At 64.4% G+C, this 22,802-nt stretch carries 24 protein-coding genes and 1 tRNA gene; 11 read left to right on the forward strand and 14 right to left on the reverse strand.

Translation table 11 applies throughout. The annotated features are described in order from the left end of the window. Positions 1-13: 13 nt before the first annotated feature. Complete coding sequence (locus OC450_RS23455; RefSeq protein ID WP_262048764.1) at positions 14-748, reverse strand: GntR family transcriptional regulator; 735 nt, start codon at positions 746-748, stop codon at positions 14-16. 159 nt (positions 749-907) lie between these two features. Here OC450_RS23455 and OC450_RS23460 point away from each other — a divergent pair, with 159 nt between their 5' ends. The 4 genes from OC450_RS23460 to aroQ are packed head-to-tail and all read left to right on the forward strand — an operon-like array spanning position 908 to position 4,227. Beyond that, positions 908-1,936, forward strand: a complete 1,029-nt coding sequence (locus tag OC450_RS23460) for a TRAP transporter substrate-binding protein (RefSeq protein WP_256807372.1) — start codon at positions 908-910, stop codon at positions 1,934-1,936. A 19-nt stretch (positions 1,937-1,955) separates the two neighbouring features. Further along, positions 1,956-2,504: a TRAP transporter small permease gene (locus OC450_RS23465; protein WP_211381049.1), complete on the forward strand. Its 549-nt coding sequence runs from the start codon at positions 1,956-1,958 to the stop codon at positions 2,502-2,504. Then, positions 2,501-3,781, forward strand: coding sequence for a TRAP transporter large permease (locus OC450_RS23470; protein WP_256807371.1), 1,281 nt, complete (start codon positions 2,501-2,503; stop codon positions 3,779-3,781). The genes OC450_RS23465 and OC450_RS23470 overlap by 4 nt, the downstream gene beginning before the upstream one ends. A 14-nt stretch (positions 3,782-3,795) precedes the next feature. Continuing rightward, positions 3,796-4,227, forward strand: coding sequence for a type II 3-dehydroquinate dehydratase (gene aroQ / locus OC450_RS23475; protein ID WP_211381051.1), 432 nt, complete (start codon positions 3,796-3,798; stop codon positions 4,225-4,227). A 61-nt stretch (positions 4,228-4,288) separates the two neighbouring features. On the opposite strand, the gene dapE is transcribed toward aroQ, so the two are convergent. The 11 genes from dapE to rpmH all read right to left on the reverse strand — a co-directional run bounded on the left by dapE (position 4,289) and on the right by rpmH (position 13,592). After that, on the reverse strand, positions 4,289-5,455 hold the full coding sequence (gene dapE, locus OC450_RS23480) for a succinyl-diaminopimelate desuccinylase (RefSeq protein ID WP_211381052.1): 1,167 nt from the start codon (positions 5,453-5,455) through the stop codon (positions 4,289-4,291). Continuing rightward, the gene (locus OC450_RS23485) at positions 5,452-6,102 is read right to left on the reverse strand and encodes a DUF805 domain-containing protein (protein WP_211381053.1); all 651 of its coding nucleotides are present in this window, start codon (positions 6,100-6,102) and stop codon (positions 5,452-5,454) included. Before OC450_RS23485 ends, dapE begins: the two co-directional genes overlap by 4 nt. 155 nt (positions 6,103-6,257) lie before the next feature. Further along, positions 6,258-7,103, reverse strand: coding sequence for a 2,3,4,5-tetrahydropyridine-2,6-dicarboxylate N-succinyltransferase (gene dapD / locus OC450_RS23490; RefSeq protein WP_256807370.1), 846 nt, complete (start codon positions 7,101-7,103; stop codon positions 6,258-6,260). A gap of 137 nt (positions 7,104-7,240) precedes the next feature. Continuing rightward, entirely contained in the window at positions 7,241-7,933 is a 693-nt protein-coding gene (locus OC450_RS23495; RefSeq protein ID WP_211381055.1) for a pyrimidine 5'-nucleotidase, read from the reverse strand. Between the two features lie 14 nt (positions 7,934-7,947). Beyond that, entirely contained in the window at positions 7,948-8,934 is a 987-nt protein-coding gene (locus tag OC450_RS23500; RefSeq protein ID WP_211382369.1) for a DUF1036 domain-containing protein, read from the reverse strand. A gap of 92 nt (positions 8,935-9,026) precedes the next feature. Then, the gene (argB, locus tag OC450_RS23505) at positions 9,027-9,914 is read right to left on the reverse strand and encodes an acetylglutamate kinase (RefSeq protein WP_211381056.1); all 888 of its coding nucleotides are present in this window, start codon (positions 9,912-9,914) and stop codon (positions 9,027-9,029) included. A 150-nt stretch (positions 9,915-10,064) separates the two neighbouring features. After that, entirely contained in the window at positions 10,065-10,391 is a 327-nt protein-coding gene (locus tag OC450_RS23510) for a DUF423 domain-containing protein (protein ID WP_211382370.1), read from the reverse strand. Positions 10,392-10,429: 38 nt separating this feature from the next. Beyond that, the gene (yihA, locus tag OC450_RS23515; protein ID WP_211381057.1) at positions 10,430-11,083 is read right to left on the reverse strand and encodes a ribosome biogenesis GTP-binding protein YihA/YsxC; all 654 of its coding nucleotides are present in this window, start codon (positions 11,081-11,083) and stop codon (positions 10,430-10,432) included. A 111-nt stretch (positions 11,084-11,194) separates the two neighbouring features. Continuing rightward, on the reverse strand, positions 11,195-13,039 hold the full coding sequence (gene yidC / locus OC450_RS23520) for a membrane protein insertase YidC (RefSeq protein WP_211381058.1): 1,845 nt from the start codon (positions 13,037-13,039) through the stop codon (positions 11,195-11,197). A 13-nt stretch (positions 13,040-13,052) separates the two neighbouring features. Beyond that, entirely contained in the window at positions 13,053-13,433 is a 381-nt protein-coding gene (gene rnpA, locus OC450_RS23525; RefSeq protein WP_211381059.1) for a ribonuclease P protein component, read from the reverse strand. Positions 13,434-13,457: 24 nt separating this feature from the next. Further along, the gene (gene rpmH / locus OC450_RS23530; protein WP_008542748.1) at positions 13,458-13,592 is read right to left on the reverse strand and encodes a 50S ribosomal protein L34; all 135 of its coding nucleotides are present in this window, start codon (positions 13,590-13,592) and stop codon (positions 13,458-13,460) included. A gap of 385 nt (positions 13,593-13,977) precedes the next feature. Between rpmH and OC450_RS23535 the strand changes: the two genes are divergently transcribed. Continuing rightward, on the forward strand, positions 13,978-15,477 hold the full coding sequence (locus tag OC450_RS23535) for a sensor histidine kinase (RefSeq protein WP_211381060.1): 1,500 nt from the start codon (positions 13,978-13,980) through the stop codon (positions 15,475-15,477). A gap of 266 nt (positions 15,478-15,743) precedes the next feature. Then, positions 15,744-15,820, forward strand: a tRNA-Arg gene (locus OC450_RS23540). 455 nt (positions 15,821-16,275) lie between these two features. On the opposite strand, the gene OC450_RS23545 is transcribed toward OC450_RS23540, so the two are convergent. Beyond that, positions 16,276-16,515: a hypothetical protein gene (locus OC450_RS23545; protein WP_249128784.1), complete on the reverse strand. Its 240-nt coding sequence runs from the start codon at positions 16,513-16,515 to the stop codon at positions 16,276-16,278. Between the two features lie 211 nt (positions 16,516-16,726). Continuing rightward, positions 16,727-17,590: a LysR family transcriptional regulator gene (locus OC450_RS23550; protein WP_262048765.1), complete on the reverse strand. Its 864-nt coding sequence runs from the start codon at positions 17,588-17,590 to the stop codon at positions 16,727-16,729. 99 nt (positions 17,591-17,689) lie between these two features. Here OC450_RS23550 and OC450_RS23555 point away from each other — a divergent pair, with 99 nt between their 5' ends. From OC450_RS23555 to OC450_RS23575, 5 genes are all read left to right on the forward strand, one after another. Then, on the forward strand, positions 17,690-19,000 hold the full coding sequence (locus OC450_RS23555) for an aspartate aminotransferase family protein (protein ID WP_262048766.1): 1,311 nt from the start codon (positions 17,690-17,692) through the stop codon (positions 18,998-19,000). 71 nt (positions 19,001-19,071) lie between these two features. After that, the gene (locus tag OC450_RS23560; RefSeq protein ID WP_262048767.1) at positions 19,072-20,628 is read left to right on the forward strand and encodes a gamma-glutamyltransferase family protein; all 1,557 of its coding nucleotides are present in this window, start codon (positions 19,072-19,074) and stop codon (positions 20,626-20,628) included. 167 nt (positions 20,629-20,795) lie between these two features. Beyond that, positions 20,796-21,461 carry a class I SAM-dependent methyltransferase gene (locus tag OC450_RS23565; protein WP_249128785.1) on the forward strand — a complete coding sequence of 222 codons (666 nt, stop codon included), beginning with the start codon at positions 20,796-20,798 and terminating at the stop codon, positions 21,459-21,461. A 12-nt stretch (positions 21,462-21,473) separates the two neighbouring features. Beyond that, entirely contained in the window at positions 21,474-22,517 is a 1,044-nt protein-coding gene (locus tag OC450_RS23570) for a zinc-binding dehydrogenase (RefSeq protein WP_211381065.1), read from the forward strand. A 120-nt stretch (positions 22,518-22,637) separates the two neighbouring features. Continuing rightward, positions 22,638-22,796 carry a hypothetical protein gene (locus OC450_RS23575; RefSeq protein WP_211381066.1) on the forward strand — a complete coding sequence of 53 codons (159 nt, stop codon included), beginning with the start codon at positions 22,638-22,640 and terminating at the stop codon, positions 22,794-22,796. The last annotated feature ends 6 nt before the right edge of the window (positions 22,797-22,802 follow it).

Raw genomic sequence — 22,802 nt, forward strand, 5'->3', positions numbered from 1 at the left:
GTGAAGCGCCGGTCTAGCCGGTCTTCGCCTTCTTGCGCGGCTCGGCGCGGGGCTCTTTGGCCGCGGCCACCGGCTTTAACCAATCCGAATTGCGCAGCGCGTGCGCGACGCAATCGTGGATGTGGGTGTGCAGCACCTTGTTTGCGCCCTTGGCGTCGCGCTTCAGCGCCAGCTCCTTGAGGTCGCGGTGCTCGGCAGCCGCCATCTCGCCGCGGAAGACGACCGCGATCATCTGGTAGCGCAGATAGCGATCATAGACCGCAGCATGCGCATCGAGCAGCACCTTGGAGCCGCAGGCGGCGACGAGTGCGCGGTGAAACTGGAAATCGCACTGTTTCCAGCTCTCGGCGTCGGACCGTTCGCCCGACAACAGCATCCGTTCCATCGCCGCGAGCTTGTGATGCGCCGAGACGATGCGCGCCTCCCAGTCGAGATCGCCGGCGGCAAACGACTTCTCGATCATGTGGCCTTCGAGCAGCTCGCGCAGCTCCGCGATCTCCTGGAATTCGGTCGCCGAGATCGGCGCGACCTCGAAGCCGCGCTGCCCTTCGGCGACGACGAAACCTTCCGAGCACAGCCGGTTCAGCGTCTCGCGCAGCGTCGAGATGCTGGTGCCGTAGGCGGCGCTGATCCGCTCGAGCTTCAGCTTCTGGCCCGGCGCCAGCTTGCCGAAGATCAGGTCGGTGCGGATGCGGCGGTAGGCGCTGTCGCCCACCGTCTCGGCGGTCGTGTCGGGAAGGGTGTCCATGCCTCATCCTAGCGCTTCGGGCGTGCGTTTTGACAAATTTCCCATCTTTATCAAGTGTTTCTAATAATATCGGATGAAGCATAAAATATCAGTTGATTTATAATACGTCCTATAAGATCGTCCCACCCCTAAGAATGAGATCAACAGGGGGAGGGGGCGATGCCCGTTCGATTCAAGGGTCTGGCTGTGATGGCGGCGATCGGAGCGGTCGCCTTGTGCGCGATCGGGCCCGCCTCGGCGCAGGCCATCCAGGAGCGCACCATCCGCTGGGGGCACCTCAACAACACCGACCATCCCGTCAGCAAGGGCGTGCAGAAGTTCGTCGAACTCGTCGCGGCCAAGAGCGGCGGCAAGATCAAGGTGCGCGAATATCCGGCCAATCAGCTCGGCAGCGAGATGCAGCAGCAATCGGCGCTGCGCGCCGGCACCCAGGAGATGCAGTCGCCGGCGACGACGTCGCTGGTCGGCATCGTCAAGGATTATGGTCTGATCGACTTCCCCTTCATCGTGTCGACGCCGCAGCAGGCCGACGCCTTGCTCGACGGTCCGCTCGGCGCGGCGCTGCTGGCAAAACTGCCGGAGAAAGGGCTCGTCGGCCTCGCCTATTGGGATCTCGGCTTCCGCAACGTCACCAACAGCCGTCGTCCGATCACCAAAGGCGAGGACCTCGACGGCATCAAGATCCGCGTGATCCCGAACCCGGTTTATCTGGAGACCTTCAAGGCCTTCAACGCCAATCCGGTGCCGATGAGCTTTTCCGAGCTCTACAGCGCGCTGGAGACCCGCACCGTCGACGGCCAGGAGAATCCGTTCTCGGTGATCCTGTCGAACAAGTTCTTCGAGGTGCAGAAATATCTCAGCGTCACCAACCACACCTATTCGACCAACATCATCCTGGTCAGCAAGAAGTTCTGGGACCAGCTTTCGCCCGACGAGCAGAAGATCCTGCAGGATGCCGCAATCGAGGCGCGCGACTATCAGCGCAAGATCAGCCGCGAGCAGGCCAGGGCCGCGATCGACGAGCTCAAGGCCAAGGGCATGGAGATCAACGAGGTCGCGCCGGCCGAGCTTGATCGCATGCGCGTGAAGACAAAGCCGATCGCGGAAAAATTCTCCGCCGATTACGACCCCGCGCTCGTCAAGCTGTTCAACGGCGAGCTCGACCGCGTGCATGCGCTCAAACCCTGAGCGCGGCGAGCCCGACGCCATGAAAACGATCGTCGATGCCTGTTTCTGGCTGTTGCGCGCAGTCATCGCCGTGCTGCTTGCCGCCATGGTGGTGTTGGTGTTCGGCAACGTGGTGCTGCGCTACGGCTTCAACTCCGGCATCGCCATCTCGGAGGAGCTGTCGCGCTGGCTGTTCGTCTGGATGGTGTTTCTGGGCGCGATCGTCGGCATGAAGGAGCACGCCCATCTCGGCGTCGACACCCTCGTCAAGGTGCTGCCGCCGCTCGGGCGCAAAGCCTGCTACGGCCTCAGCCACGCCCTGATGCTCTACGCCTCGGTGCTGCTGACGGAGGGATCGTGGAAGCAGACGGTGCTGAACTGGGACACGGTGGCCCCGGCTTCGGGCCTCTCCGTCGGACTGTTCTATGCCGCCGGCATCGTGTTCGGCGCCGCCTCCTGCGTGATCATCGTCTACGAGCTCATCCGGCTCATGACCGGGCAGATTGCCGATGTCGATCTCATCGCCATCAGCGAATCCGAGGAGCTCCCGCATTCTCCTGACGCCGCCGGCGGGAAGCTCCAGGGATGACCGTCGCCGTATTCACCTTCTCGCTGCTGGGCGCCATGGCGATCGGCATGCCGATCGCGTTCGCGCTGATCGTCTGCGGCATCGCGCTGATGACCTATCTTGCGATGTTCGACTCCCAGATCATCGCGCAGAACGTCATCAACGGCGTCGATTCCTTTCCGCTGATGGCGGTGCCGTTCTTCATCCTCGCCGGCGAGGTGATGAACACCGGTGGCCTCGCACGCCGCATCCTCAACTTCGCCATCGCCTTGGTCGGGCATTTCCGCGGCGGCCTCGGCTATGTCGCGATCCTGACGTCCTGCATCCTGGCCTCGCTGTCGGGCTCCGCGGTCGCGGACGCCGCAGCGCTCGGTGCGCTGCTGGTGCCGATGATGGCCGCCGCCGGCCACAACCGCGCCAGCGCGGCCGGTCTCGTTGCGGCCGGCGGAATCATCGCCCCGGTGATCCCGCCGTCGATCGGCTTCGTCATCTTCGGTGTCGCCGCCAATGTCTCGATCTCGAAGCTATTCCTGGCAGGCATCGTGCCGGGCCTCCTGCTCGGCGTCGGCCTCTGCTTTGCCTGGTGGTGGGTGGTGCGCAAGGAGAACCCGGCGCGGCTGCCGCGCAAGAGCGTCGCCGAGATCTGGCGCGCGCTGATCGACGGCTTCTGGGCCCTGATGCTGCCGATGATCATCATCTTCGGCCTGCGCTTCGGCATCTTCACGCCGACCGAAGCCGCCGTGGTCGTCGCCGTTTATTCGCTGGTGGTCGCCATGGGAGTCTATCGCGAGCTGAAGCCGTCGCAATTGCCGGCGCTGCTGGTCTCGACCGCCAAGACCACGGCGGTCGTGATGTTCCTGGTTGCCGCCGCCCTGGTCTCGTCCTGGCTGATCACGGTCGCCGAGATCTCCGACCAGATCGTGGCGCTGACACAGCCGTTCGCCGGCAACAAGACGCTCCTCACCATGGCCCTGATGGTCATTGTCGTGATCGTCGGCACCGCGCTCGACATGACGCCGACGATCCTGATCCTGACGCCGATCCTGATGCCCATCGTCAAGCAGGCCGGCATCGATCCGGTCTATTTCGGCGTGCTCTTCATCATCAACAACGCCATCGGCCTGATCACGCCGCCGGTCGGCGTGGTGCTCAACGTCGTCGCCGGCGTCTCCCGCGTCTCGATGGACGATTTGATCCGCGGCGTCTGGCCCTTCATGATTGCGCAGCTGGTCGTGCTAGCCTTGCTGACGCTGTTTCCCGTTCTCGTCACCGGCCCGGCAAAGTGGTTCGGTGGATAACAAAGGACCCGTCCATGAAGCGCGTGATGATCCTCAACGGTCCCAACCTCAACATGCTCGGTATCCGCGAGCCGCACATCTACGGCACGACGACGCTCGCGGAGGTCAATGCCAGCTGCGAGGAAGCTGCCGCCAAGCTCGGGCTCAGGCTCGCCTTCCACCAGTCCAACCATGAGGGCGTGCTGGTCGACCTGATCCAGTCGGCGCGGCAGGATGCCGATGCCGTCATCATCAATCCGGCCGGCTTCTCCTTCACCTCGGTCGCGATCATGGACGCGATCAAGATATTCGAAGGGCCCGTGCTGGAGGTCCACATCTCCAACATCCACGCCCGCGACGAATATCATCGCCACTCCAGGATCTCGTTCGTGGCGACCGGCGTGATCTGCGGGTTGGGGCCGTTCGGCTACATCGCGGCGCTGCACGCGATTGCGAACATGAAGTGAGCCGGTGCCGTCGGGACGGTATGATCCTTCGCCCATGAGAACGGGGCGAGGGAGCAGGACCTCACCCAAAATACCTGGTCAATATCCCGCGATACACCTGCGTCAGCCGCTCCAGATCCTTGACCGGCACACGCTCGTCGACCTGGTGCATGGTCTGGCCGACCAGGCCGAACTCGATCACGGGGCAATAGCTCGAGATGAAGCGTGCATCCGAGGTGCCGCCTGACGTCGACAGCTCCGGCCTGCGGCCCGTCACGTCCTCGATCGCCGACACCGCGAGATCGGTGAACGGGCCGGGCTTGGTGACGAACACGTTCGAGTTCGACGGCTCCCAGACGATGCGGGCGCGGATGCGGTTGCCGCAGGCTTTGGTCAGCCGCGTCTCGACCAGTTCGCGCAGGCTCGCCTGCGTATGGTTGTCGTTGTAGCGGATGTTGAATTTCGCGCGGGCCTGGCCGGGGATGACGTTATTGGCGGTATTGCCGACGTCGACCGAGGTGAATTCGAGATTGGACGCCTGGAACTGCGCGCTGCCATGGTCGAGCGGCTCGTCGGAGATCGCCACGATCAGCCGCGAGATATCGGGCACCGGATTGGCCGCGCGATGCGGATAGGCGACGTGGCCCTGCACACCGTCGACAAAGAGCGTGCCGGATTGCGAGCCGCGGCGGCCGACCTTGATGGTGTCGCCGAGCGTCTCGACATTCGAGGGCTCGCCGAGCACGCAATGGTCGAATTTCTCGCCGCGCTCCGCGGCCCACTTCAAAAGCTTGATGGTGCCGTTGATGGAGACGTCTTCCTCGTCGCCGGTGATCAGGAAGGAGATCGATCCTGTGCCATCCGCGCGCGGCTTGCCGCCGTTCGCGGCGAGATGCTCGAGCACGGCTGCTACCGAGCACGCAATGCCGCCCTTCATGTCGACCGCGCCGCGGCCGTGCAGAAAGCCGTCCTTCACCTCGCCCGAGAACGCGCCGACGCTCCAGGCGCTCTCGTCGCCCGGAGGCACAACGTCGGTGTGGCCGGCAAAGCTGATATGCGGTCCCTCAGTGCCGATCCGCGCATAGAGATTGTCGACGTCGGCGGTGCCGGGCTCGGAGAAGGTCACGCGGTGGCAGGTGAAACCGGCTGCGCTCAAGGCTTTTTCAAGCACGCCGAGCGCGCCGGCGTCGGCCGGGGTTACCGAGGGGCAGCGGATGAGATCGCGGGCAATGGAGAGGGCATTGGTCATGTGCCCCGCTTAACATGCATGCCGCCGGGTGGGCTAGCGCTGGGCGGGACAATTTCGAGCTCGCTCTGTTGCTCCCAGCTTTTCGCCGCGGGCGAGGCGGTCGCGGAGCCGTCTTCGATGTCGGCCAGCGGGTCGGCGCCGAACCGGTTGTCGCCCGAGGTGCCGCGCAGGCAGAACATCTCGACGAGACCCCACAGCCATAGAATGGAGGCTGCCAGGGCGAATGGAAGAACCCAGTTGGAGTTGGGCAGCAGGTCCGAGAACTGGTCGAACAGGCCGGGCACGACGAAGAACGGGATCATCCACCAGCCGCTCCTGTTGCGATCGTGCAGCCGCTTGGTGGCGGTCGCGAGGTAGATCCACAGGAACAGCGGGGTTGCGAACACCTTGAAGATCAGGGCCGGACGGTCTGCGGATGCCAGCAAACGGTAGGACCGGGGGTCGACGGCGTTGAAGAGTTCGTCGAGATTGAAGTCGAGGGAGAAGATGAGGGTGGTGGAGGTGGATTTGTGACCGTTGAAGACGCGGATAACCTCACCGATGATCCCGAGCACGGCGGCCAGCAGCATGACGGCCAGCAGCGCCTGCCACAGCAGAGCGCGGTTGATGCGGCCGTCGAAGCGGAAGAGGTACCAGGTCCAGTCCATACCAAGGGCTCCGGGCGGTCGAGGCCACCCGGTGATTGGTCGCGATGGAGGGAGGGCGGGTTCGATACCGCAGCCGGGCCGTCGCCCTTCGAGGGCCGCCGAAGAGGCGGCCACGTCAGGGTGACGGTGCGGGATGAGGGCTCGTGGCCCGCCAACTAATCCCGCAGTAGCTCGTTGATGCTGGTCTTCGAGCGCGTGCGCTCGTCGACGCGCTTGACGATCACGGCGCAGGCCGTGCTCGGGCCGATCTGGCCGTTCTTCATCGGCTTGCCGGGCAGCGCGCCGGGCACGACGACCGAATATTCCGGCACTTCGCCAATGAAAATCTCGCCGGTCTCGCGGTCGACGATCTTGGTGGAGGCGCCCAGGAACACGCCCATGGACAGCACAGCGCCCTTGCGCACGATCACGCCCTCGGCGACCTCGGAGCGCGCGCCGATGAAGCAATCGTCCTCGATGATGACGGGCTCGGCCTGCAGTGGCTCGAGCACGCCGCCGATACCGACGCCGCCGGAGATGTGCACGCGCTTGCCGATCTGCGCGCAGGAGCCGACCGTCGACCAGGTGTCGATCATGGTGCTTTCATCGACATAGGCGCCGAGATTGACGAAGGACGGCATCAGCACGACGTTGCGGGCGATGAAGGCCGAGCGGCGCACGATGGAGCCGGGAACGGCGCGGAAACCGGCGTCGCGAAAGCGGTTCTCGCCCCAGCCGTCGAACTTCGAGGGTACCTTGTCCCACCAGGTCGCCTTGCCGGGGCCGCCGGGAATGGCGCCCATGTCGTTGAGGCGGAACGACAGCAGCACGGCCTTCTTCAGCCACTGATTGACCTTCCACTTGCCGCTGGCCTCGCGTTCGGCGACGCGCGCCTCGCCCTTGTCCAGAATCTCCAGCGCCTGGTCCACGGCCTCGCGCACCTCGCCCCTGGTCGAGGTCGAGACGCCGTCGCGCGCGTCGAACGCGCTGTTGATGGTGGATTCGAGGGCGGACAGGGACATCGGGATTTCCTCTTCGGAACGGGAATTTTAATGGATTGGGGCGCTTTTTCGGGATTTGGGGGGACGGAGTCAAGGCTGGGTTCGCGATCACCCTCCTTGCTCGACCGTCGTCCGGGCTTTCGCCAGGACGACGGCGGTCAGTGTGGCGACAACTTCGCCAAAAATCCCGTCAGATCATCCGTGACGTGGTCGACATGGGCGGCGTCCCGGCCTTCCAGCTCCCAGTCCTCGCGCACCACCTCCTTGGTGCCGTCGGGCACCACCAGCACCGTGGTCATGCCGAGTTCGTGCGGGACGGTGAGGTTGCGGGCGAGGTCCTCGAACATCGCGGCCCGGGTCGGATCGACCGCATGGTCGCCGAGGAATTTCCGGTAGGTCTGCGGCGCCGGCTTGGGCTCGAACTCCGCCGCGATGATGTCGAACACGCCGTCGAAATGCGTGGCGAGGCCGAGCCGCGCCAGCACCGCATCGACATGACTGACCGAGCCGTTGGTCAGGATCAGTTTCCGCCCCGGCAGTTTTGCGATGGCGGTGCCGAGCGCCGGGTTCGGCTCCAGCGGCGAATGATCGATCTTGTGCACATAGGCAAGATAGTCGTCGGCGGAGACGCCGTGCAGGCTCATCATGCCGCGCATGGTGGTGCCGAAGCGCTGGTAATAATCCTTCTGGATCTTCCGCGCTTCCGCGGGCGTGACGTTCAGCCAGTTGCAGACGAACTCGCCGATCCGCGCATCGACCTGCTGCCACAGATTGACGTGATGTGGATAGAGCGTGTTGTCGAGGTCGAACACCCAGGTGTCGATATGGCTGAAGGCGCGGGGTGGGTTCATCACAATTCTCTCGATCACGGCATCGCAAACCGCAGCGTCTTGCCGCCGCTCGACATGTCCACCGCACCAAAGCCGGTCGCCGCGAATCCGCGCGCGCCGCAATCTGTCTGCTCGTTGGTCTCGAACTTGGTCTCGCGCGTGCAGAGCTGCCTGTCGCCGCCCCAGTTCAGCGGCTTGTCCTTCAGCTTGATGGCGCGGTTGTCGGCGTCGATGGCTTCCGCGAAACTGAAGATCTGTTTCGGCTGGCCGGTCACATCGGGGTGCAGGCAGGTCCTGGGGTCGATGCGATACCAGCCGCGGCTCGTCACCGACTTGCCGTCGTCGGTGGCGACCGCGGCCATCACCTTGTGCGGCGTGTCATTGCACCAGGTGAGGCCGGTCGCGGAGGGCGTCTGCACCGCGTCGACCATGGTCTTGAAGAAGTTCGGCGACGACACGATGTCCGACGGCAGTCCGCGGCTCTTCAGGAACGCAGCCAGCGCGCCTTGCGTCTTCGGTCCGTCGACGCCGTCGATCGGCGCGGCGTCGTAGCCCGCGATCACCAGCAGCCGCTGGATGCCGGCGAGGCGCGCCTGCTCGTCGTCATATTCGGAATCCTCAGCGAGATAGGCGACGAGATTGCCGTCGGCGCCCTGCGTCGGCGTGATCTGGGTGAAGGCAGCCTGGGTCTGGCCGCTGCGGCACTGCCGCGCGGCCGCGATGACGAAATTGTCCTGCGCGACGCACAGCGTGTCGCTGCCGTTCTGCGGGATCGGCGAAGCGCCGTAGACCCCGAGCGCGCGGGCGTTGAGCAGGATGCGGTCGGCGGAGAGCGTGCCCTGCACCACCACGCGGCAGGTGGCTGGATCGATCCTGAACCAGCCGCGCGTCGCGGTCGCCGCCTTGTCGTCGATGCCGATCGCGGCCTCGACGACATAGGACATGCGGTTGCAAATCTTGAGGTCGGCGAAGGCCGGCGCGGAGGAGAAGACGAACGAGACGGCTGCGGCAGGCAGCGTCATCAAAAAGCGCGCCAGGGCCGGGCGGCGGTGCCGCTGAGCTCTGCGCCCCGCCATGACGTCTTTCGTTGTCCGCTCCTGCTTTAGCTCTTGCCTCACTTGTGGATCAGCGTTCCCGTGCCCTGGTTGGTGAAGAGCTCGAGCAGCACCGCGTGCTGCATCTTGCCGTCGATGATGACGACGCCCTCGACGCCCTGCTCGAGCGCGTAGATGCAGGTCTCGACCTTCGGGATCATGCCGCCGGAAATGGTGCCGTCGGCGATCAGCTTTCGCGCGTCCTTGACCGAGAGCTGCGGGATCAGCTTCTTCGACTTGTCGAGCACGCCCGGCACGTCGGTGAGCAGCAGCAGGCGCTTTGCCTTCAGTGCGCCGGCAACCGCGCCGGCAAAAGTGTCGGCGTTGACGTTCAGCGTCTGGCCCTCTTTCGAGGTCGCAAGCGGCGCCAGCACCGGGATCAGCTCATAGCCGATCAACTGGTTGAGCAGCGTGAGGTCGACCTTCTCGGGGTCGCCGACGAAGCCGAGATCGATTGCTTTCTCGATGTTCGAACCCGGATCGATGATGGTGCGCGTCGTCTTCGACGCCTTCACCATGTTGGCGTCCTTGCCCGACAGCCCCACTGCCTTGCCGCCGGCCTCGTTGATGTAGCCGACGATCTGCTTGTTGACGGAACCGGCCAGCACCATCTCGACGATCTCGATGGTCGCGGCGTCGGTGATGCGCAGGCCGGCCGCGAATTCCGAGACGATGCCGAGGCGCTTGAGCATGGTCGCGATCTGCGGCCCGCCGCCATGCACGACCACCGGGTTGATTGCGGTCTGCTCCAGCAGCACGATGTCGCGGGCAAAGTTCTTCGCGGTCTCCTCGTCGCCCATGGCATGGCCGCCATATTTGATGACGATGGTCTCTTCGTCATACTGCTGCATGTGCGGCAGCGCTTCGGACAGGATGCGGGCCTGGTCGAGCGGGGAGATTTCGGTCATGAGGCGGATCTCGCTGGCGGGACTGACGGGCGGCGTTCTATCCGATTGGCGGCCTCGGCGCAAAGTGCTCTTCTGCGGAGGGTCACCATAGCGCGTCGAAGACGCGCGTAATCGCGCTTTGGGTGCCGCACCGCGTCCGGGACACGAACGCTACTTATTCGCCGTCACCGCCGCCAGTGTCACCGCCAGCCAGCTCCCAATCATCACCGTTCCGCCGGTCGGCGCCGCATAGGGAAACAGCGAGTGCCCCGCATATTGCCGCAAGGTGAGGTCGCCTGCGAACAGCGCGGCGCCGATCACGAAGCCGAACGCGGCGATGAGGCCAATTCCGTCGTGCAGAAGGCCGCGCGCGAGCAGGGCTATGGCGGCGAGTATGGCGGTTGCATGAAACAGCAGCATGGCGCTGGCGGAGGCAAGCCGGCTGGCGTCGCCGCCATGGGCGGAGGCCGCGGCCAGCGCCACGCCGGCACTGCCCATCAAACCGGCAAGCCCGATCAGCAGGCGAGGTGTCGCCGTCACTTGGTTCGCTCCTCCAGCAGCTTCGCCATCGCGGCGCGCAAGCTCTCCATGCCGGTCGAGCTCCGCGACGAGGTCGCGAGCACGTTCGGGAATGCGGCCGGATGCTTGGCGAGCGCAGCTTCGGTCTCGGCGATGCGCGACGGAAGCTCGGTGGCCTTCACCTGGTCGGTCTTGGTCAGCACGATCTGGTAGCTGACCGCGGAGCGATCGAGCGTCTTCAGGACCTCGAGATCGACGTCCTTGAGGCCGTGCCGCGCGTCGACCAGCACATAGACGCGCGCGAGAGAGGCGCGTCCCAGCAGGAATTTGTGGATCAGCTCGGTCCAGGATGCGACCTGGCTCTTCGGCGCCTTGGCGTAACCGTAGCCGGGCATGTCGACAAGGCGCAAATCGGTCTTGCCGGGGACCTCGAAGAAGATCAGCTCCTGGGTGCGGCCCGGCGTATGCGAGGTGCGCGCGAGCGCGTTGCGCCCCGTGAGCGCGTTGATCAGGCTGGACTTGCCGACGTTGGAGCGCCCGGCAAAGGCAATCTCCAGCCCTGCCATCGGCGGCAGCGTTTCGATCGAGGGCGAGGCCCAGATGAACTGCCAGTCGCGCGTGAACAGCTTTCGCCCGGCCTCGATCAGCTTCGCATCTTCGTCGTCGGTCATGCGAAGGCTTTCTGTTTCCTCACGTCATTGCGAGCGAAGCGAAGCAAGCCAGACTTTCCTGTGGAAACAGTCTGGATTGCTTCGGAGCTTCGCTCCTCGCAATGACGGGCGCTACGTCGCCTTCTTCGCGAACGTCGCCTTGAGATTGTCGAACAGCTCCACCTTCACGCCGTTGCGGCGCATGATGAAGCTCTGCTGCAGCACCGAGAGCGTGTTGTTCCAGGCCCAGTAGATCACGAGGCCCGCCGGGAAGCCCGCCAGCATGAAGGTGAAGATCAGCGGCATCCAGTTGAAGATCAGCTGCTGGGTCGGATCCGGCGGCGTCGGGTTCAGCTTCATCTGGAACCACATCGTGATGCCCATGATGATCGGCCAGATGCCGAGCGCGAGGTAGTGGCCGAACAGCGGCAGCGTGGTCGGATCGAACGGGATCAGCCCGAACAGGGTGAACAGGTTGGTCGGATCGGGCGCGGAGAGGTCCTTGATCCAGCCGAAGAACGGTGCGTGCCGCATCTCGATGGTGACGAACAGCACCTTGTAGAGCGAGAAGAACACCGGGATCTGGATTACCACGGGAAGACAGCCGGCGACCGGATTGATCTTCTCCTTGCGGTAGATCTCCATCATCTCCTGCTGCTGCTTCACCTTGTCGTCGGGATAGCGCTCCTTGAGCGCCTGAAGCTGCGGCTGGACCGACTTCATCTTCGCCATCGAGGCGTAGGACTTGTTCGCCAGCGGGAAGAACAACAGCTTCACGATCACGGTCACGAGCAGGATCGAGATGCCGAAATTGCCGAAGAAGCGGTAGAAGAAGTCGAGGCCGAGGAACATCGGCTTGGTGATGAAGTAGAACCAGCCCCAGTCGATCAGCAGATCGAAATGGTTGAGGCCGAGCTCCTTGTTGTAGCCGCCGAGGCCGGCGAACGGGAACACACCGACGACGCCGGCTTCCTTGGCACCGGCGAACAGCCGCGCGCTCGCGGTCGCGGAGCCGCCGATCGCGACGGTGACGGGATCGAGCAGATAGTCGGTCTGGTAGGTGTGGACGTTGCCGACCGGGTTCGACGAGAAGCGCGCCTGAAGCTGCGCACTGGTGTCCGGCAGCAGCGCCGAGGCCCAGTACTTGTCGGTCATGCCGAGCCAGCCGTTGGTGGCCTTGAAGTTCACCGTCTTGGATTCGTCGATCTTCTTGTAGGCGTATTCCTGCAGGCCATCGAGATAGCCGATCAGGCCTTCATGCAGGATGTAGTAGCCGGAGACATGCGGCGTGCCGTGACGCGAGATCAGCGCGAACGGATAGAGCGTGACCGGCGCGTTGCCGACATTGCTCACCTCGTCCTTGACGGTGAAGAGATAGTGGTCGTCGACCGCGATGGTGCGGCGGAAGCTGAGGCCCTCGCCATTGTCCCATTTCAGCACCACCGGCGTCGTCGGCGTCAGGCTGCCGCTGCCGTCCTGCTGCCAGACGGTCTGCGCGTCCGGCAGTTTCGCCGTCACGCCCGTCGCCGGCACCCAGCCGAACTCGGCGTAATAAGGCTCCGCCGTGCCCGAGGGCGAATAGAGGATGATCGGCGGCGATTTCGGGTCGACCGTTTCGCGGTACTGCACCAGCGCCAGGTCGTCGATGCGGCCGCCCTTCAGCGAGACGCTGCCGGCGAGCCGCGGCGTGTCGATCTTCACGCGGGGGCTGGCTGCAATCGCGCTGTCGCGCGCAACCACCGGCTGGGCCTGCTGGTTCGCGCTCGGCGTCGACGGCTGGGCCGTGCTGCCGGCCTGCGGGGTTGTGCCCGGCGTCGCGGAGGCCGTCGGCTGCGGCGTGGTCTTCTGCAGCTCGGCCTGCGTCTGCTGCAGGGCGCGCTGCTTCTCCATCGCCGGCACGTTGTAGAAATATTGCCAGGCGATCAGCACCAGGCCGGACAGAATGACGGCGAGGATGGTGTTGCGATTGTCGGTCATCATTCTCTCGTCATCAATCCGGTTTGCGGCCTGTCGCGGGGCCCGGCCTCTGGCCGCGCCCCTTGGCCGTATGACGCAGGGGCCGTGTGAACGCCATGCGCAGATCGTCGAGCATGGTGGCGAAGTCGCGCGAGAGCGCGTCCCTTCGGCCGACCAGCACATAATCATGATGGGGCTGTATCGATACCGGATCGAGCCGCTTCACGAGTTCGCGAAGCCGGCGCCGGATGCGGTTGCGCTCGGGGGCGTTGCCGTTCTTTTTGGTAACGGTGAAGCCGATCCGGATCGGGCCGTCGTCATCGCGGCGGCGGCTTTGCAGGACGAACGCGGCGCTATTCACCCGCGCGCCATTGGCAACGGCGAGGAAATCCGCTCGCTGCCTCAGCCGATCCATGATGAAATCCCAAAAGGGTCAGGCTCAGGCGCTCAGACGCTTGCGGCCGCGGGCGCGGCGGGCGGCGAGAACCTTGCGGCCACCGGCCGTGGCGAGACGGGCACGGAAGCCGTGGCGGCGCTTGCGCACCAGTTTGCTGGGTTGATAAGTCCGCTTCACGGGTTTTTCTCCGCTGACCGGGCAATTTGCCTGTAGAATTAAGGGTAAAGTCCGGAAGATGCGGCCCAAACGGGCCTTTTTCGGCCCCAAGAGAGCCGCTCCCGGCGTCACACCGGGTCATCGCGGACAATTTGGCCGGCTTATAAGCGAGCGCCTTCTTTTCGTCAACGCCGCACTAAGCGCGCGATTCCGGTGAATATCGCTGTTTGTGCGGGGTTTTTAACCCTTGAGGTGGCGACTCGCGATATCCGGGCTTACATCCCACCTTGGCAGATGAGCGATCTGTAATTTGACCGGGCCGGGGGTGGGCCGCATCCTCATGTCCGCCAAATCCTTGACCGGGCCAAACCCTATAAACCGGCAAAAGGCAGCGAGGGCGAATTTCGTGGCAGCGACAGACTTCCAGCCGGTCCAAGATCAGGATCAGCGGGACCCGCCCGCGGCGCGGCCGCGCGGGCCTGCCGGGCTGGGGCTGTCCGGCAAGCTGCTGCTGCTCACCGTCCCCCTGGTGATGATCGCAGCGGTCCTGCTCTACGTGCCCGCCATCGCCAATTTCTGGGTCAACCGGCTCAACGACCGGGTCGCTGCGGCCAACACTGCGGCGCTGGTGCTCGATGCCGCGCCGCTCGGCATGGTTCCCGATTCGCTGTCGCGCCAGATCCTGAAAAGCATCAATGCCCGCGCCGTCGCCATCAAGATGGGCCAGCAGCGCCGGCTGCTCGCCAGCGACAATCTTCCTGCAGCCATCGAGCATGACATCGACCTGCGCGACATGACGGCATGGGAGGCGATCACCGGATCGTTCCGGATGATGCTGGAGACCGGCAACCAGGCCATCCGCATCGTCGGCCCCGGCGTCGGCAACGCCCAGTTCATCGAGATCGTCACCGACGAGCTGCCGCTGCGGCAGTCGATGTACCGCTTCTCCCGCAACGTCGTGGTGGTCGCGCTGATCATCGCGGTGCTGACCGCGGGCCTCGTCTATCTCGCCCTGCATTATCTCTTCGTGCGCCCGATGCGGCGGCTGACCGCGAGCCTGGTCGGCTTCCACGAAAACCCCGAGAGTTCGGTGGGGATCATCGTGCCGAGCCAGCGCAGCGACGAGATCGGGGTCGCCGAGCGCGAATTGTCGGACATGCAGCGCGACCTGATGTCGATGCTGCATCAGAAGAGCCGGCTTGCGGCCCTCGGCCTCGCCGTCTCCAAGATCAACCACGATCTGCGCAATCTGCTGGCCTCGGCGCAGCTCTTGTCGGACCAGCTCGCCAGCGTGCCGGATCCGCGGGTGCAGCGCTTCGCGCCGAAGCTCGTCCGTTCGCTCGAGCGCGCCATCGCCTTCTGCCAGTCGACATTGTCTTACGGCCGCGCCCAGGAAGCCGCGCCCGACCGCCGCATGATCCTGATCGAGCCTGTCGTGCTGGAGGTCCGCGAGACCGCCGGCCTTGCCTCCGATGCGGCGATCGTCTGGGTCGCCGCGATCGAGCGCGGGCTCGCCGTCGATGCCGATCCCGACCAGCTGTTCCGTGTGCTGCTCAACCTCGTCCGCAACGCCGCCCAGGCGCTGGAGAGCCATGCGTCGGCCGAGGGCGGCGCGCAGCAAATTCGGATCACGGGAAAACGCGAGGGCGCCGTCGCCATCCTGGAGGTCTCCGACACCGGCCCCGGCGTCCCCCAGAAGACCCGGGAACATCTGTTCGAGGCGTTCCAGACCTCGGGGCGCCCCGGCGGCAGCGGGCTTGGTCTGGCCATCGCCGCCGAGCTGGTCCGCGCCCATGGTGGCGACATCCATCTGGTCGAAGGCACCATCGGCGCCACCTTCCGGATCGTCATCCCCGACCGCCCCGTGGAACTCCTCTCCATCCGCAACGAGCGGCAGAGGGCGTAGAGCATGATCCGGAAAAGTGCGAAGCGGTTTTCCGAAAAGATCATGCTCAAACAATAACCTAAAGCGCGATGACTTTTCATCCCGACCCTTCGTCGCGCTTTTGTCGGCCAGCGGCCGAGCGCGCAAACTGTCATTTCCCTGCAAAATCTCCCTCACCCGGACCTTGCCAATCGGGGCAAGAGCGGTTAGTCAGAGCGCTCTTTCGCACCCCCTCCGGCGTCGCCGGGGGCTGCCTGCGGGCCAAGCCCGCGCTGTTTGCGAAAAACGCGCCCGTAGCTCAGCTGGATAGAGCATCAGACTACGAATCTGAGGGTCGGACGTTCGAATCGTTCCGGGCGCGCCATTTCTCCACTTTGTGCCCCTTCTTGGCTGCATCTACTGCGCTGGCCGCAATGTCGCCGAGCCGATCGAGCACATTCTCCGATCCAAATCTTTGACGGAAGGCAGAGGCCAAAGGGGCTCGCGCTGCTTTTCGACGGCCGCCGCGTATTCGCGCTTGATCCCTTGACCCGTACGTTTCGCAACGGGCGTTTTCGCCCGAAAGCTATTGTGGCTCGGTTGGCTTATCCCGCTCATGGCTTTCGGCTTCAACGGCCGCGCACGCGTCCATGCCATGGCATTTGCTTGAGTAATACCGAGCGCTCGCGACGATCGAGCAAACGATCACCACGGAAAGCAGCAGGAAGATCATCCACCGTCGATTCGACATTTCATGACCTTCTGCAGTGAGAGCCTTCTACGCCAGCGCGGCCGCTTGGCCGGCCAACCGAGGCGAAAGGAGTGGGGTGCCGAATCAAATCAGGCCTTTGGCTTCGCCTTCGGTCTAGCCTCGCGCTCAAGCCGCTCGGCTTTGAGGCGTTTGAGGTTCTCCCGAAACTCAGGAGTGGCTTGGCTGTCCGCTATGGTCTGCCTCGCCCCCGTCGGATTGAGGCTCCGTCGATCGACTTCGTCCGCAATCTGTTGCTCGGCCGACCGCGTAGGCTTGATCATTTGCTTTTTGCCTTCAGATCGATATCCACCAACGAACGTGGCGTCCATCAGTTCATTTCGATTTGGACGGGCGCGTCGGACGTTCTGGAATTCCCCGGATCCTTTGACGAGCCGCTTACGGCTGACTTGGCCGCTTGAGGTAGCTGTGGAGTCCGTCAGATCGTCTGCCTGCGAGCTCTTAACCTGCGACACTGCCGTGGGCTGAATGATTGGCTGATGGGAGGCGTCGCCGGGCCCGCTTCGCCAGCTCGGCGGCAAGCTAATCGATCTCCGCCTTGGTCTTCAGTCCGGGCAGCACGGTGCGAACGTGCTCGGCCAGCGTTGTCGCCAACAAGGACGGCCTGGCCTCCGAGAATTCCAGCGCGATGCCGATCGTCGGAAGCAGAGGCAATCCGGCCGACACGACGTGAAGATCGAACGGAACGGCGGTTCGCGTCAGGACGCTGATCGCGTGACCGGACCGCGCGATCGCGATCAAGCCGGCGAGACTGTTGCTTGCGTAAGCGACCCTGTAGCGTCGGTTGACCGCGTTCATCGCGGCGCATGCTGCGCGGTAGTCCAGGCTCATCGGCGCCGCTAGGGCCAGAGGCAGGACGTCTTGCGTCAGTATTTTCGGTTCGGCCTCGTTCGCCACCCAGACGAAGCGCTCCTGGCGGATCACATCGCTCGCGCCGGCATCAGACAGCGAGACCAGCGCCATGTCGATCTGGCGCCGCGCCAGCATGGGGCGCAGCTCGGACGTCGGGGCGCAGACCATGCGCAGTTCGACATTGGGATGGAGCGCGCAGAACCCCTTCAGCAGCGCCGGCAGGAAGGCGATCGAGTAGTCCTCCGGGCAGCCCAGGCTCAACGCTCCCTTGAGGCCCTCACCGCTCATGTCGGCCAGAATCTCATCGTGCTGCGCCAGCAGCGTCTCAGCGTGTGCGAGCAGTTTCTCGCCGGCCGCGGTCAACCTCATTCCTGACCCGCTGCGGTGAAACAGCGGTTGCGTGATCGTCTCTTCCAGCCGTTGCATTTGCATGCTGAGCGCGGATTGCGTCCGGCCGATCTGCAAGGCGGCCAGACTGATGGAGCCGACACGGGCCACGACGACGAAATTTCGCAGGAGTGTGAGATCCAGCATCGGTATCAGTCTGATTGATATTCAGCTTGAATAATATCAATTAGCCTGAAGTCAAATGATTGACTAGAGGTCTGACATTCCAAGCGGAGGTGGCCTGTCATGACCTTGAACGCCGATACCGATTTCTGGGCTTCCGCCAACACGCATCTGACCCGCTACGGCCCGAGCTTCGAACCCGTCATTATCGAGCGGGCGGCCGGCAGTTTCGTGTACGACGCCGACGGACGCGCCATCCTCGATTTCACGTCGGGTCAGATGAGCGCCGTGCTGGGGCACACGCACCCCGATATCGTCGCCACCGTCGCGCGGCAAATGGGTGCGGTCGCTCATCTCTTCAGCGGCATGCTCTCGCGCCCGGTGGTGACGTTGGCCGAGCGTCTCGCCGCGCTTGCTCCCGGCCTCGACCGCGTGCAGTTGCTGACGACAGGTGCGGAAGCCAACGAAGCGGCGATCCGAATGGCGAAGCTGGTCACCGGCAGGCACGAGATCGTTGCCTTCGCGCAAAGCTGGCACGGCATGACCGGCGCTGCGGCATCGGCGACCTACAGCGCGGGCCGGCGCGGGTACGGGCCGGCTGCGGTTGGATCGTTCGTCATTCCCGCGCCGAACGCTTATCGGCCACGTTTCAAGACCGCCGATGGCAGCAACGACTGGCAGACCGAGTTGGACGATGCCTTCGTGCTGATCGACAGCCAGTCGACCGGCAATCTGGCGGCCTTCATCGCCGAGCCGATCCTGTCCAGCGGCGGCATTCTGGAACTGCCGCTCGGCTATCTCGCCGCACTGAAGCGAAAATGCGAACAGCGCGGGATGCTGCTGATCCTCGACGAGGCCCAGACCGGAATTGGCCGCACCGGGCACATGTTCGCCTTCGAGCGCGACGGCGTGGTGCCGGACATTCTCACGCTGTCGAAGACGCTCGGTGCCGGCCTGCCGCTCGCCGCCGTCATGACGACCCAGGCCATCGAGCAGGCCGCATTTGAGCGTGGCTTTCTGTTCTACACCACGCATGTCTCCGATCCGCTGCCCGCCGCGGTCGGCGTGACGGTCCTCGACGTCGTCGAGCGCGACGGGCTGGTCGCGCAGGCGACCGCCAGGGGCGACAGGCTCCGACAGGGATTGCTGTCGCTGCAACAAAGGTTCGAATGCGTCGGCGACGTCAGGGGCCGCGGGCTTCTGCTCGGTCTTGAAATCGTCGTCGACCGGCAGTCGAAGGCGCCGGGCTTCGAGCTCGGCGCGCGGATCATGGAGGAAGCCATGCGTCGTGGTCTCAGCATGAATATCGTCAAGCTGCCCAGCATGGGCGGCGTCTTCCGCATCGCGCCGCCGCTCACGGTGTCCGAGGCCGAAATCGATCGCGGTCTTGAGATCATGTCGGAGGCGATCCAGGCCGCAGCGAACGGGCACTGATCGCCGGGAAGCCTGAACAGATGCAACTCGCCAGGACATATGGCCGTCCGACGCTGTTCTCGCGGCACGGCATGGTCGCTGCCGCGCATCCGCTTGCGGCGCAGGCTGGTGCACGGCTCCTGATCCAGGGCGGCAATGCTTTCGATGCGGCCGTTGCCACCGCGGCCGCCCTCAATGTGGTCGAACCGTTCATGTCCGGACTTGCCGGGTTTGGATTGGCAACGATCTGGGCGTCAGACGAGAAGCGCGTTCGCGTGCTCGACTTCACGCCGCCGATGCCCGCGAGCTTTCCGGTTGGAAGATACACCAGCCGCCTCGATCTCGAGCGCGGCCCGCGGGCGGCCTCAACGCCTGGAAATCTCGCGGGCTGGTGTGAGCTGCTCTCGCGCTATGGCCGCAAATCGCTTCCCGACGTCCTGGCCCCGGCGATCACGCTGGCGCACGACGGCTTTGCTCTTTCGGATTTCGGTCGCGATGAGATCAACGAGCAAGTGCCGCTGCTCGAGCCTTGGCCGGAACTATACGGTGCGTTGGTCAAAAACTACCTGCCGTACGGCATGCCGGTGAAGCTCGGCACCATCATCCCTCAGCCTGAACTCGCGCGAACGCTTGCCGAGATCTCCGAACTGGGGCCGGAGCATCTGTATGGCTGCAAGCTCGGCCGACGGATCATAGATCATCTCGGCACGCTCGGCGGCAGCCTGACGCTGGCCGATTTCGTTTCCGTCAAGCCGCATTGGCGCGATCCCCTGACCGTGTCGTATCGAGGGCTTGAGCTTCACGTCCCGGCGTCGCAATGCGGCGGCTTCCAATTGGCCCTGACCCTCAGGATTCTTGAAGGTTACGACCTTGGGCGCCTGCCGAAGGACGGCGCGGATCATCTCGACACGGTCTATCGTGCGATCCGTCTTGCAGCCGGCGAGCGCATCACACACGATCATATGGGGCTGGATCAATCTGACGTCTTGTCCGACGCGGTGATCGCGCGGCTCCGGCAGCGCGTCAGCGACGGCCGGCCGATCACCGGTCCGACCGAGCAGTGGATGCCGCAGGATCGTGCCGACCCCGGGCACACCACCTCGTTCTCGATCGCAGACGCCGAGGGCAATCTGATCTGCATCACGCAAAGTCTAGGCAGCCCGTTCGGCAGCGGCGTCGTGGTGCCGGGGACCGGCGTTTGCCTCAACAACCACCTCCATTGGGCCGATGTGCAGCCGGGAAGCCCCAACCTGGCCAAGCCAGGCGACGCATTGCCGGTGACCCTGGCGCCATCGCTTGCGACGCGGAGCAACCGTCCGGTGCTCGCGCTTGGTACGCCCGGCAGCTACGGCATCCCGCAAACCCAGGCTCAGGCTTTCGTGCAGTATGTCGAGTTCGGCCTTCCGCTGCAGCAGGCTATCGAGGCGCCGCGTGCGCGGCTTTGGGATGGCCGCTTGATTCAAGCAGAGAACCGCATCGCGCCGGAAACGATCGCCGACCTGAAACGCCGCGGCCACGAGATCGAGATCCTGGACACCGGGTGGACCATGCTCTGCGGCGGCATGCAGGCCATCGCGCTCGATCCGGAAACCGGAGTGATGACGGGTGCCGCCGATCCGAGGCGGGACGGGTACGTCGTCGCCCTGTGAACGGGCCGCCGACCCGCGACAACTCGGGTGGCCCCCGTCACGCGCCGCGCCGCCTCCCGGCGAGGTGGGTCGACACTCCGCCGCGCGATCCTGGTGGTTGATTTGAAACAATGATGATCGCGAGCACAAAGTGCTAGGCTCAGCACGTGTTCGAATCCGAGGACCCCATGGGACGACTGCTCAATATCGTGACGCCGCTGCATACTGCGACCAAGCGCGACTACATGGCCCGCATGAACGACGACAAGATCGCCTGCTCGCTGAAGGCGCGGGAATACGAGGCCGATTATTGGGATGGCGACCGCCGCTTCGGCTATGGCGGCTACCGCTTCATCGAAGGGCGCTGGGCGCCGGTCGCCAAGGCGCTGATCGAGACCTATGGTCTGAAGGACGGCTCCAGCGTGCTCGACGTCGGCTGCGGCAAGGGCTTCCTGCTGTACGAGATGCAGAAGATCCTGCCGGGCCTGAAGGTCGCCGGCTTCGACATCTCGAAGCACGGTCTCGAAAATGCGCACGAGCAGGTGAAGCCGTACCTCTTCAGCCATCGCGCCCAGGACGTCTATCCCTATGGCGACGACAGTTTCGACCTCGTCATCTCGCTCGGCACCCTGCACAATCTCCGGCTCTATGAGCTCGATGTGGCGGTCAAGGAGATCGAGCGGGTCGGCAAGAACAAATACATCATGGTCGAGGCCTACCGGAACGTCGCCGAATTGCACAACCTCGAATGCTGGGCGCTGACGGCGGAGTCCATCCTGCACACATCGGAATGGGTCTGGTTGTACGAAAAGCTCGGCTACACCGGCGATTACGAATTCATCTATTTCGAGTGACCGGGCGCTCTGATGGACATCAAGACTGCCAAGGCTGCGATTCTGGTCGAATCGGGCAAGCCGCTGATCGTCGACGAGTTCACCTTGCCTGATACGCTCGAGCACGGCCAGGTGCTTGCGCACGTGCACACCTCGAGCATCTGCGGGGCACAGATCAACGAGATCGACGCCGTCAAGGGCGCCGACAGGTTCCTGCCGCACCTGCTGGGGCACGAAGCGCTGGCGACCATCGTCGAAACCGGGCCCGGCGTCGTCTCCTGCAAGCAGGGCGACACCGTCGTCATGCATTGGCGGCCGGGCAAGGGCGTCCAGTCCAATACGCCGGTCTATTCCTGGCGCGGCAGACGCCTCAACGCGGGCTGGATCACCACCTTCAACGATTATGCCGTGGTGTCGGAGAATCGCGTCACGCCCGTTCCCGCCTCGATCGATCGCAGCAGCGCGCCGCTGCTGGGCTGCGCGGTGACGACCGCGCTCGGTGTCGTCAACAACGATGCGCAGATCGCCATCGGCGAAGCCGTCGTTGTGTTCGGCGTCGGCGGCGTCGGGTTGAACATCGTGCAGTTTGCAGCGATGGTCGGCGCCTGTCCTGTCGTCGCGATCGACCGCCTCGACAACAAGCTCGAGATGGCGAGGCGGTTCGGCGCCACCCACACCATCAACTCCGACGCGGCAACGGATCTGGCCGCCGAGATACGCGCCATCACCGGAGCCGACGGGCCCGACAAGGTGATCGAGACCACCGGCGTCAGGAATTTGATCGAGCTCGCCTACGAGGTCACCGCGAAGAAGGGCCGCTGTATCCTTGTCGGGGTTCCCCGCGAGAAGGTCGAAATCTACACGCTGCCGCTGCACTTCGAGAAAGTGCTGAAGGGCTCGGAAGGCGGGCAATGCCAGCCGGCGCGCGATATCCCGCGTCTCGTTCGCCTCGACGAGGCCGGCAAGGTCAGTTACCGCGGGATCGTGACCGACGCGTTCGCGCTCGATGACATCAATGACGCGCTGGATTTGATGCGCAGCGGCAAATCGGGGCGAATCCTTCTGAACATCAGCTGACCGCTCACGGCTGGCGGCGCCGCACGCAAGTTCAGCTGTAATCTGCTTCACACGCAAAACGCGCCCGATAAGGCTAGATGAAACAGGCCGTGCCTCCGCGCGGCCCGTTCGGAGCTGGCGATGATGGCTGCACTGGCAAAGGCAATATCCCGCGCGACGAGAACCAGCGTTGATGTCGAAACCCTGAAAGTCCTCGTGATCTTCTCGGGCGCGGGCTTGCTGCTCTCTCTCGTGGCCGCAATGATCTACGGACAGGCTGTCAACGCCGCCTTGTTTTGAGCGCGC

The organism is Bradyrhizobium sp. Bra78 (assembly GCF_024519855.1).
GTDB classification, from domain to species: Bacteria; Pseudomonadota; Alphaproteobacteria; order Rhizobiales; family Xanthobacteraceae; genus Bradyrhizobium; species Bradyrhizobium japonicum_G.

What these genes read in the sequence shown, in the direction of transcription:
- OC450_RS23455 (WP_262048764.1), bottom strand. Translation starts at nt 748, where the DNA reads ATGGACACCCTTCCCGACACGACCGCCGAGACGGTGGGCGACAGCGCC.
- OC450_RS23460 (WP_256807372.1), top strand. Translation starts at nt 908, where the DNA reads ATGCCCGTTCGATTCAAGGGTCTGGCTGTGATGGCGGCGATCGGAGCG.
- OC450_RS23465 (WP_211381049.1), top strand. Translation starts at nt 1,956, where the DNA reads ATGAAAACGATCGTCGATGCCTGTTTCTGGCTGTTGCGCGCAGTCATC.
- OC450_RS23470 (WP_256807371.1), top strand. Translation starts at nt 2,501, where the DNA reads ATGACCGTCGCCGTATTCACCTTCTCGCTGCTGGGCGCCATGGCGATC.
- aroQ (WP_211381051.1), top strand. Translation starts at nt 3,796, where the DNA reads ATGAAGCGCGTGATGATCCTCAACGGTCCCAACCTCAACATGCTCGGT.
- dapE (WP_211381052.1), bottom strand. Translation starts at nt 5,455, where the DNA reads ATGACCAATGCCCTCTCCATTGCCCGCGATCTCATCCGCTGCCCCTCG.
- OC450_RS23485 (WP_211381053.1), bottom strand. Translation starts at nt 6,102, where the DNA reads ATGGACTGGACCTGGTACCTCTTCCGCTTCGACGGCCGCATCAACCGC.
- dapD (WP_256807370.1), bottom strand. Translation starts at nt 7,103, where the DNA reads ATGTCCCTGTCCGCCCTCGAATCCACCATCAACAGCGCGTTCGACGCG.
- OC450_RS23495 (WP_211381055.1), bottom strand. Translation starts at nt 7,933, where the DNA reads ATGAACCCACCCCGCGCCTTCAGCCATATCGACACCTGGGTGTTCGAC.
- OC450_RS23500 (WP_211382369.1), bottom strand. Translation starts at nt 8,934, where the DNA reads ATGACGCTGCCTGCCGCAGCCGTCTCGTTCGTCTTCTCCTCCGCGCCG.
- argB (WP_211381056.1), bottom strand. Translation starts at nt 9,914, where the DNA reads ATGACCGAAATCTCCCCGCTCGACCAGGCCCGCATCCTGTCCGAAGCG.
- OC450_RS23510 (WP_211382370.1), bottom strand. Translation starts at nt 10,391, where the DNA reads ATGGGCAGTGCCGGCGTGGCGCTGGCCGCGGCCTCCGCCCATGGCGGC.
- yihA (WP_211381057.1), bottom strand. Translation starts at nt 11,083, where the DNA reads ATGACCGACGACGAAGATGCGAAGCTGATCGAGGCCGGGCGAAAGCTG.
- yidC (WP_211381058.1), bottom strand. Translation starts at nt 13,039, where the DNA reads ATGACCGACAATCGCAACACCATCCTCGCCGTCATTCTGTCCGGCCTG.
- rnpA (WP_211381059.1), bottom strand. Translation starts at nt 13,433, where the DNA reads ATGGATCGGCTGAGGCAGCGAGCGGATTTCCTCGCCGTTGCCAATGGC.
- OC450_RS23545 (WP_249128784.1), bottom strand. Translation starts at nt 16,515, where the DNA reads ATGGACGCCACGTTCGTTGGTGGATATCGATCTGAAGGCAAAAAGCAA.
- OC450_RS23550 (WP_262048765.1), bottom strand. Translation starts at nt 17,590, where the DNA reads ATGCTGGATCTCACACTCCTGCGAAATTTCGTCGTCGTGGCCCGTGTC.
- OC450_RS23555 (WP_262048766.1), top strand. Translation starts at nt 17,690, where the DNA reads ATGACCTTGAACGCCGATACCGATTTCTGGGCTTCCGCCAACACGCAT.
- OC450_RS23560 (WP_262048767.1), top strand. Translation starts at nt 19,072, where the DNA reads ATGGTCGCTGCCGCGCATCCGCTTGCGGCGCAGGCTGGTGCACGGCTC.
- OC450_RS23565 (WP_249128785.1), top strand. Translation starts at nt 20,796, where the DNA reads ATGGGACGACTGCTCAATATCGTGACGCCGCTGCATACTGCGACCAAG.
- OC450_RS23570 (WP_211381065.1), top strand. Translation starts at nt 21,474, where the DNA reads ATGGACATCAAGACTGCCAAGGCTGCGATTCTGGTCGAATCGGGCAAG.
- OC450_RS23575 (WP_211381066.1), top strand. Translation starts at nt 22,638, where the DNA reads ATGATGGCTGCACTGGCAAAGGCAATATCCCGCGCGACGAGAACCAGC.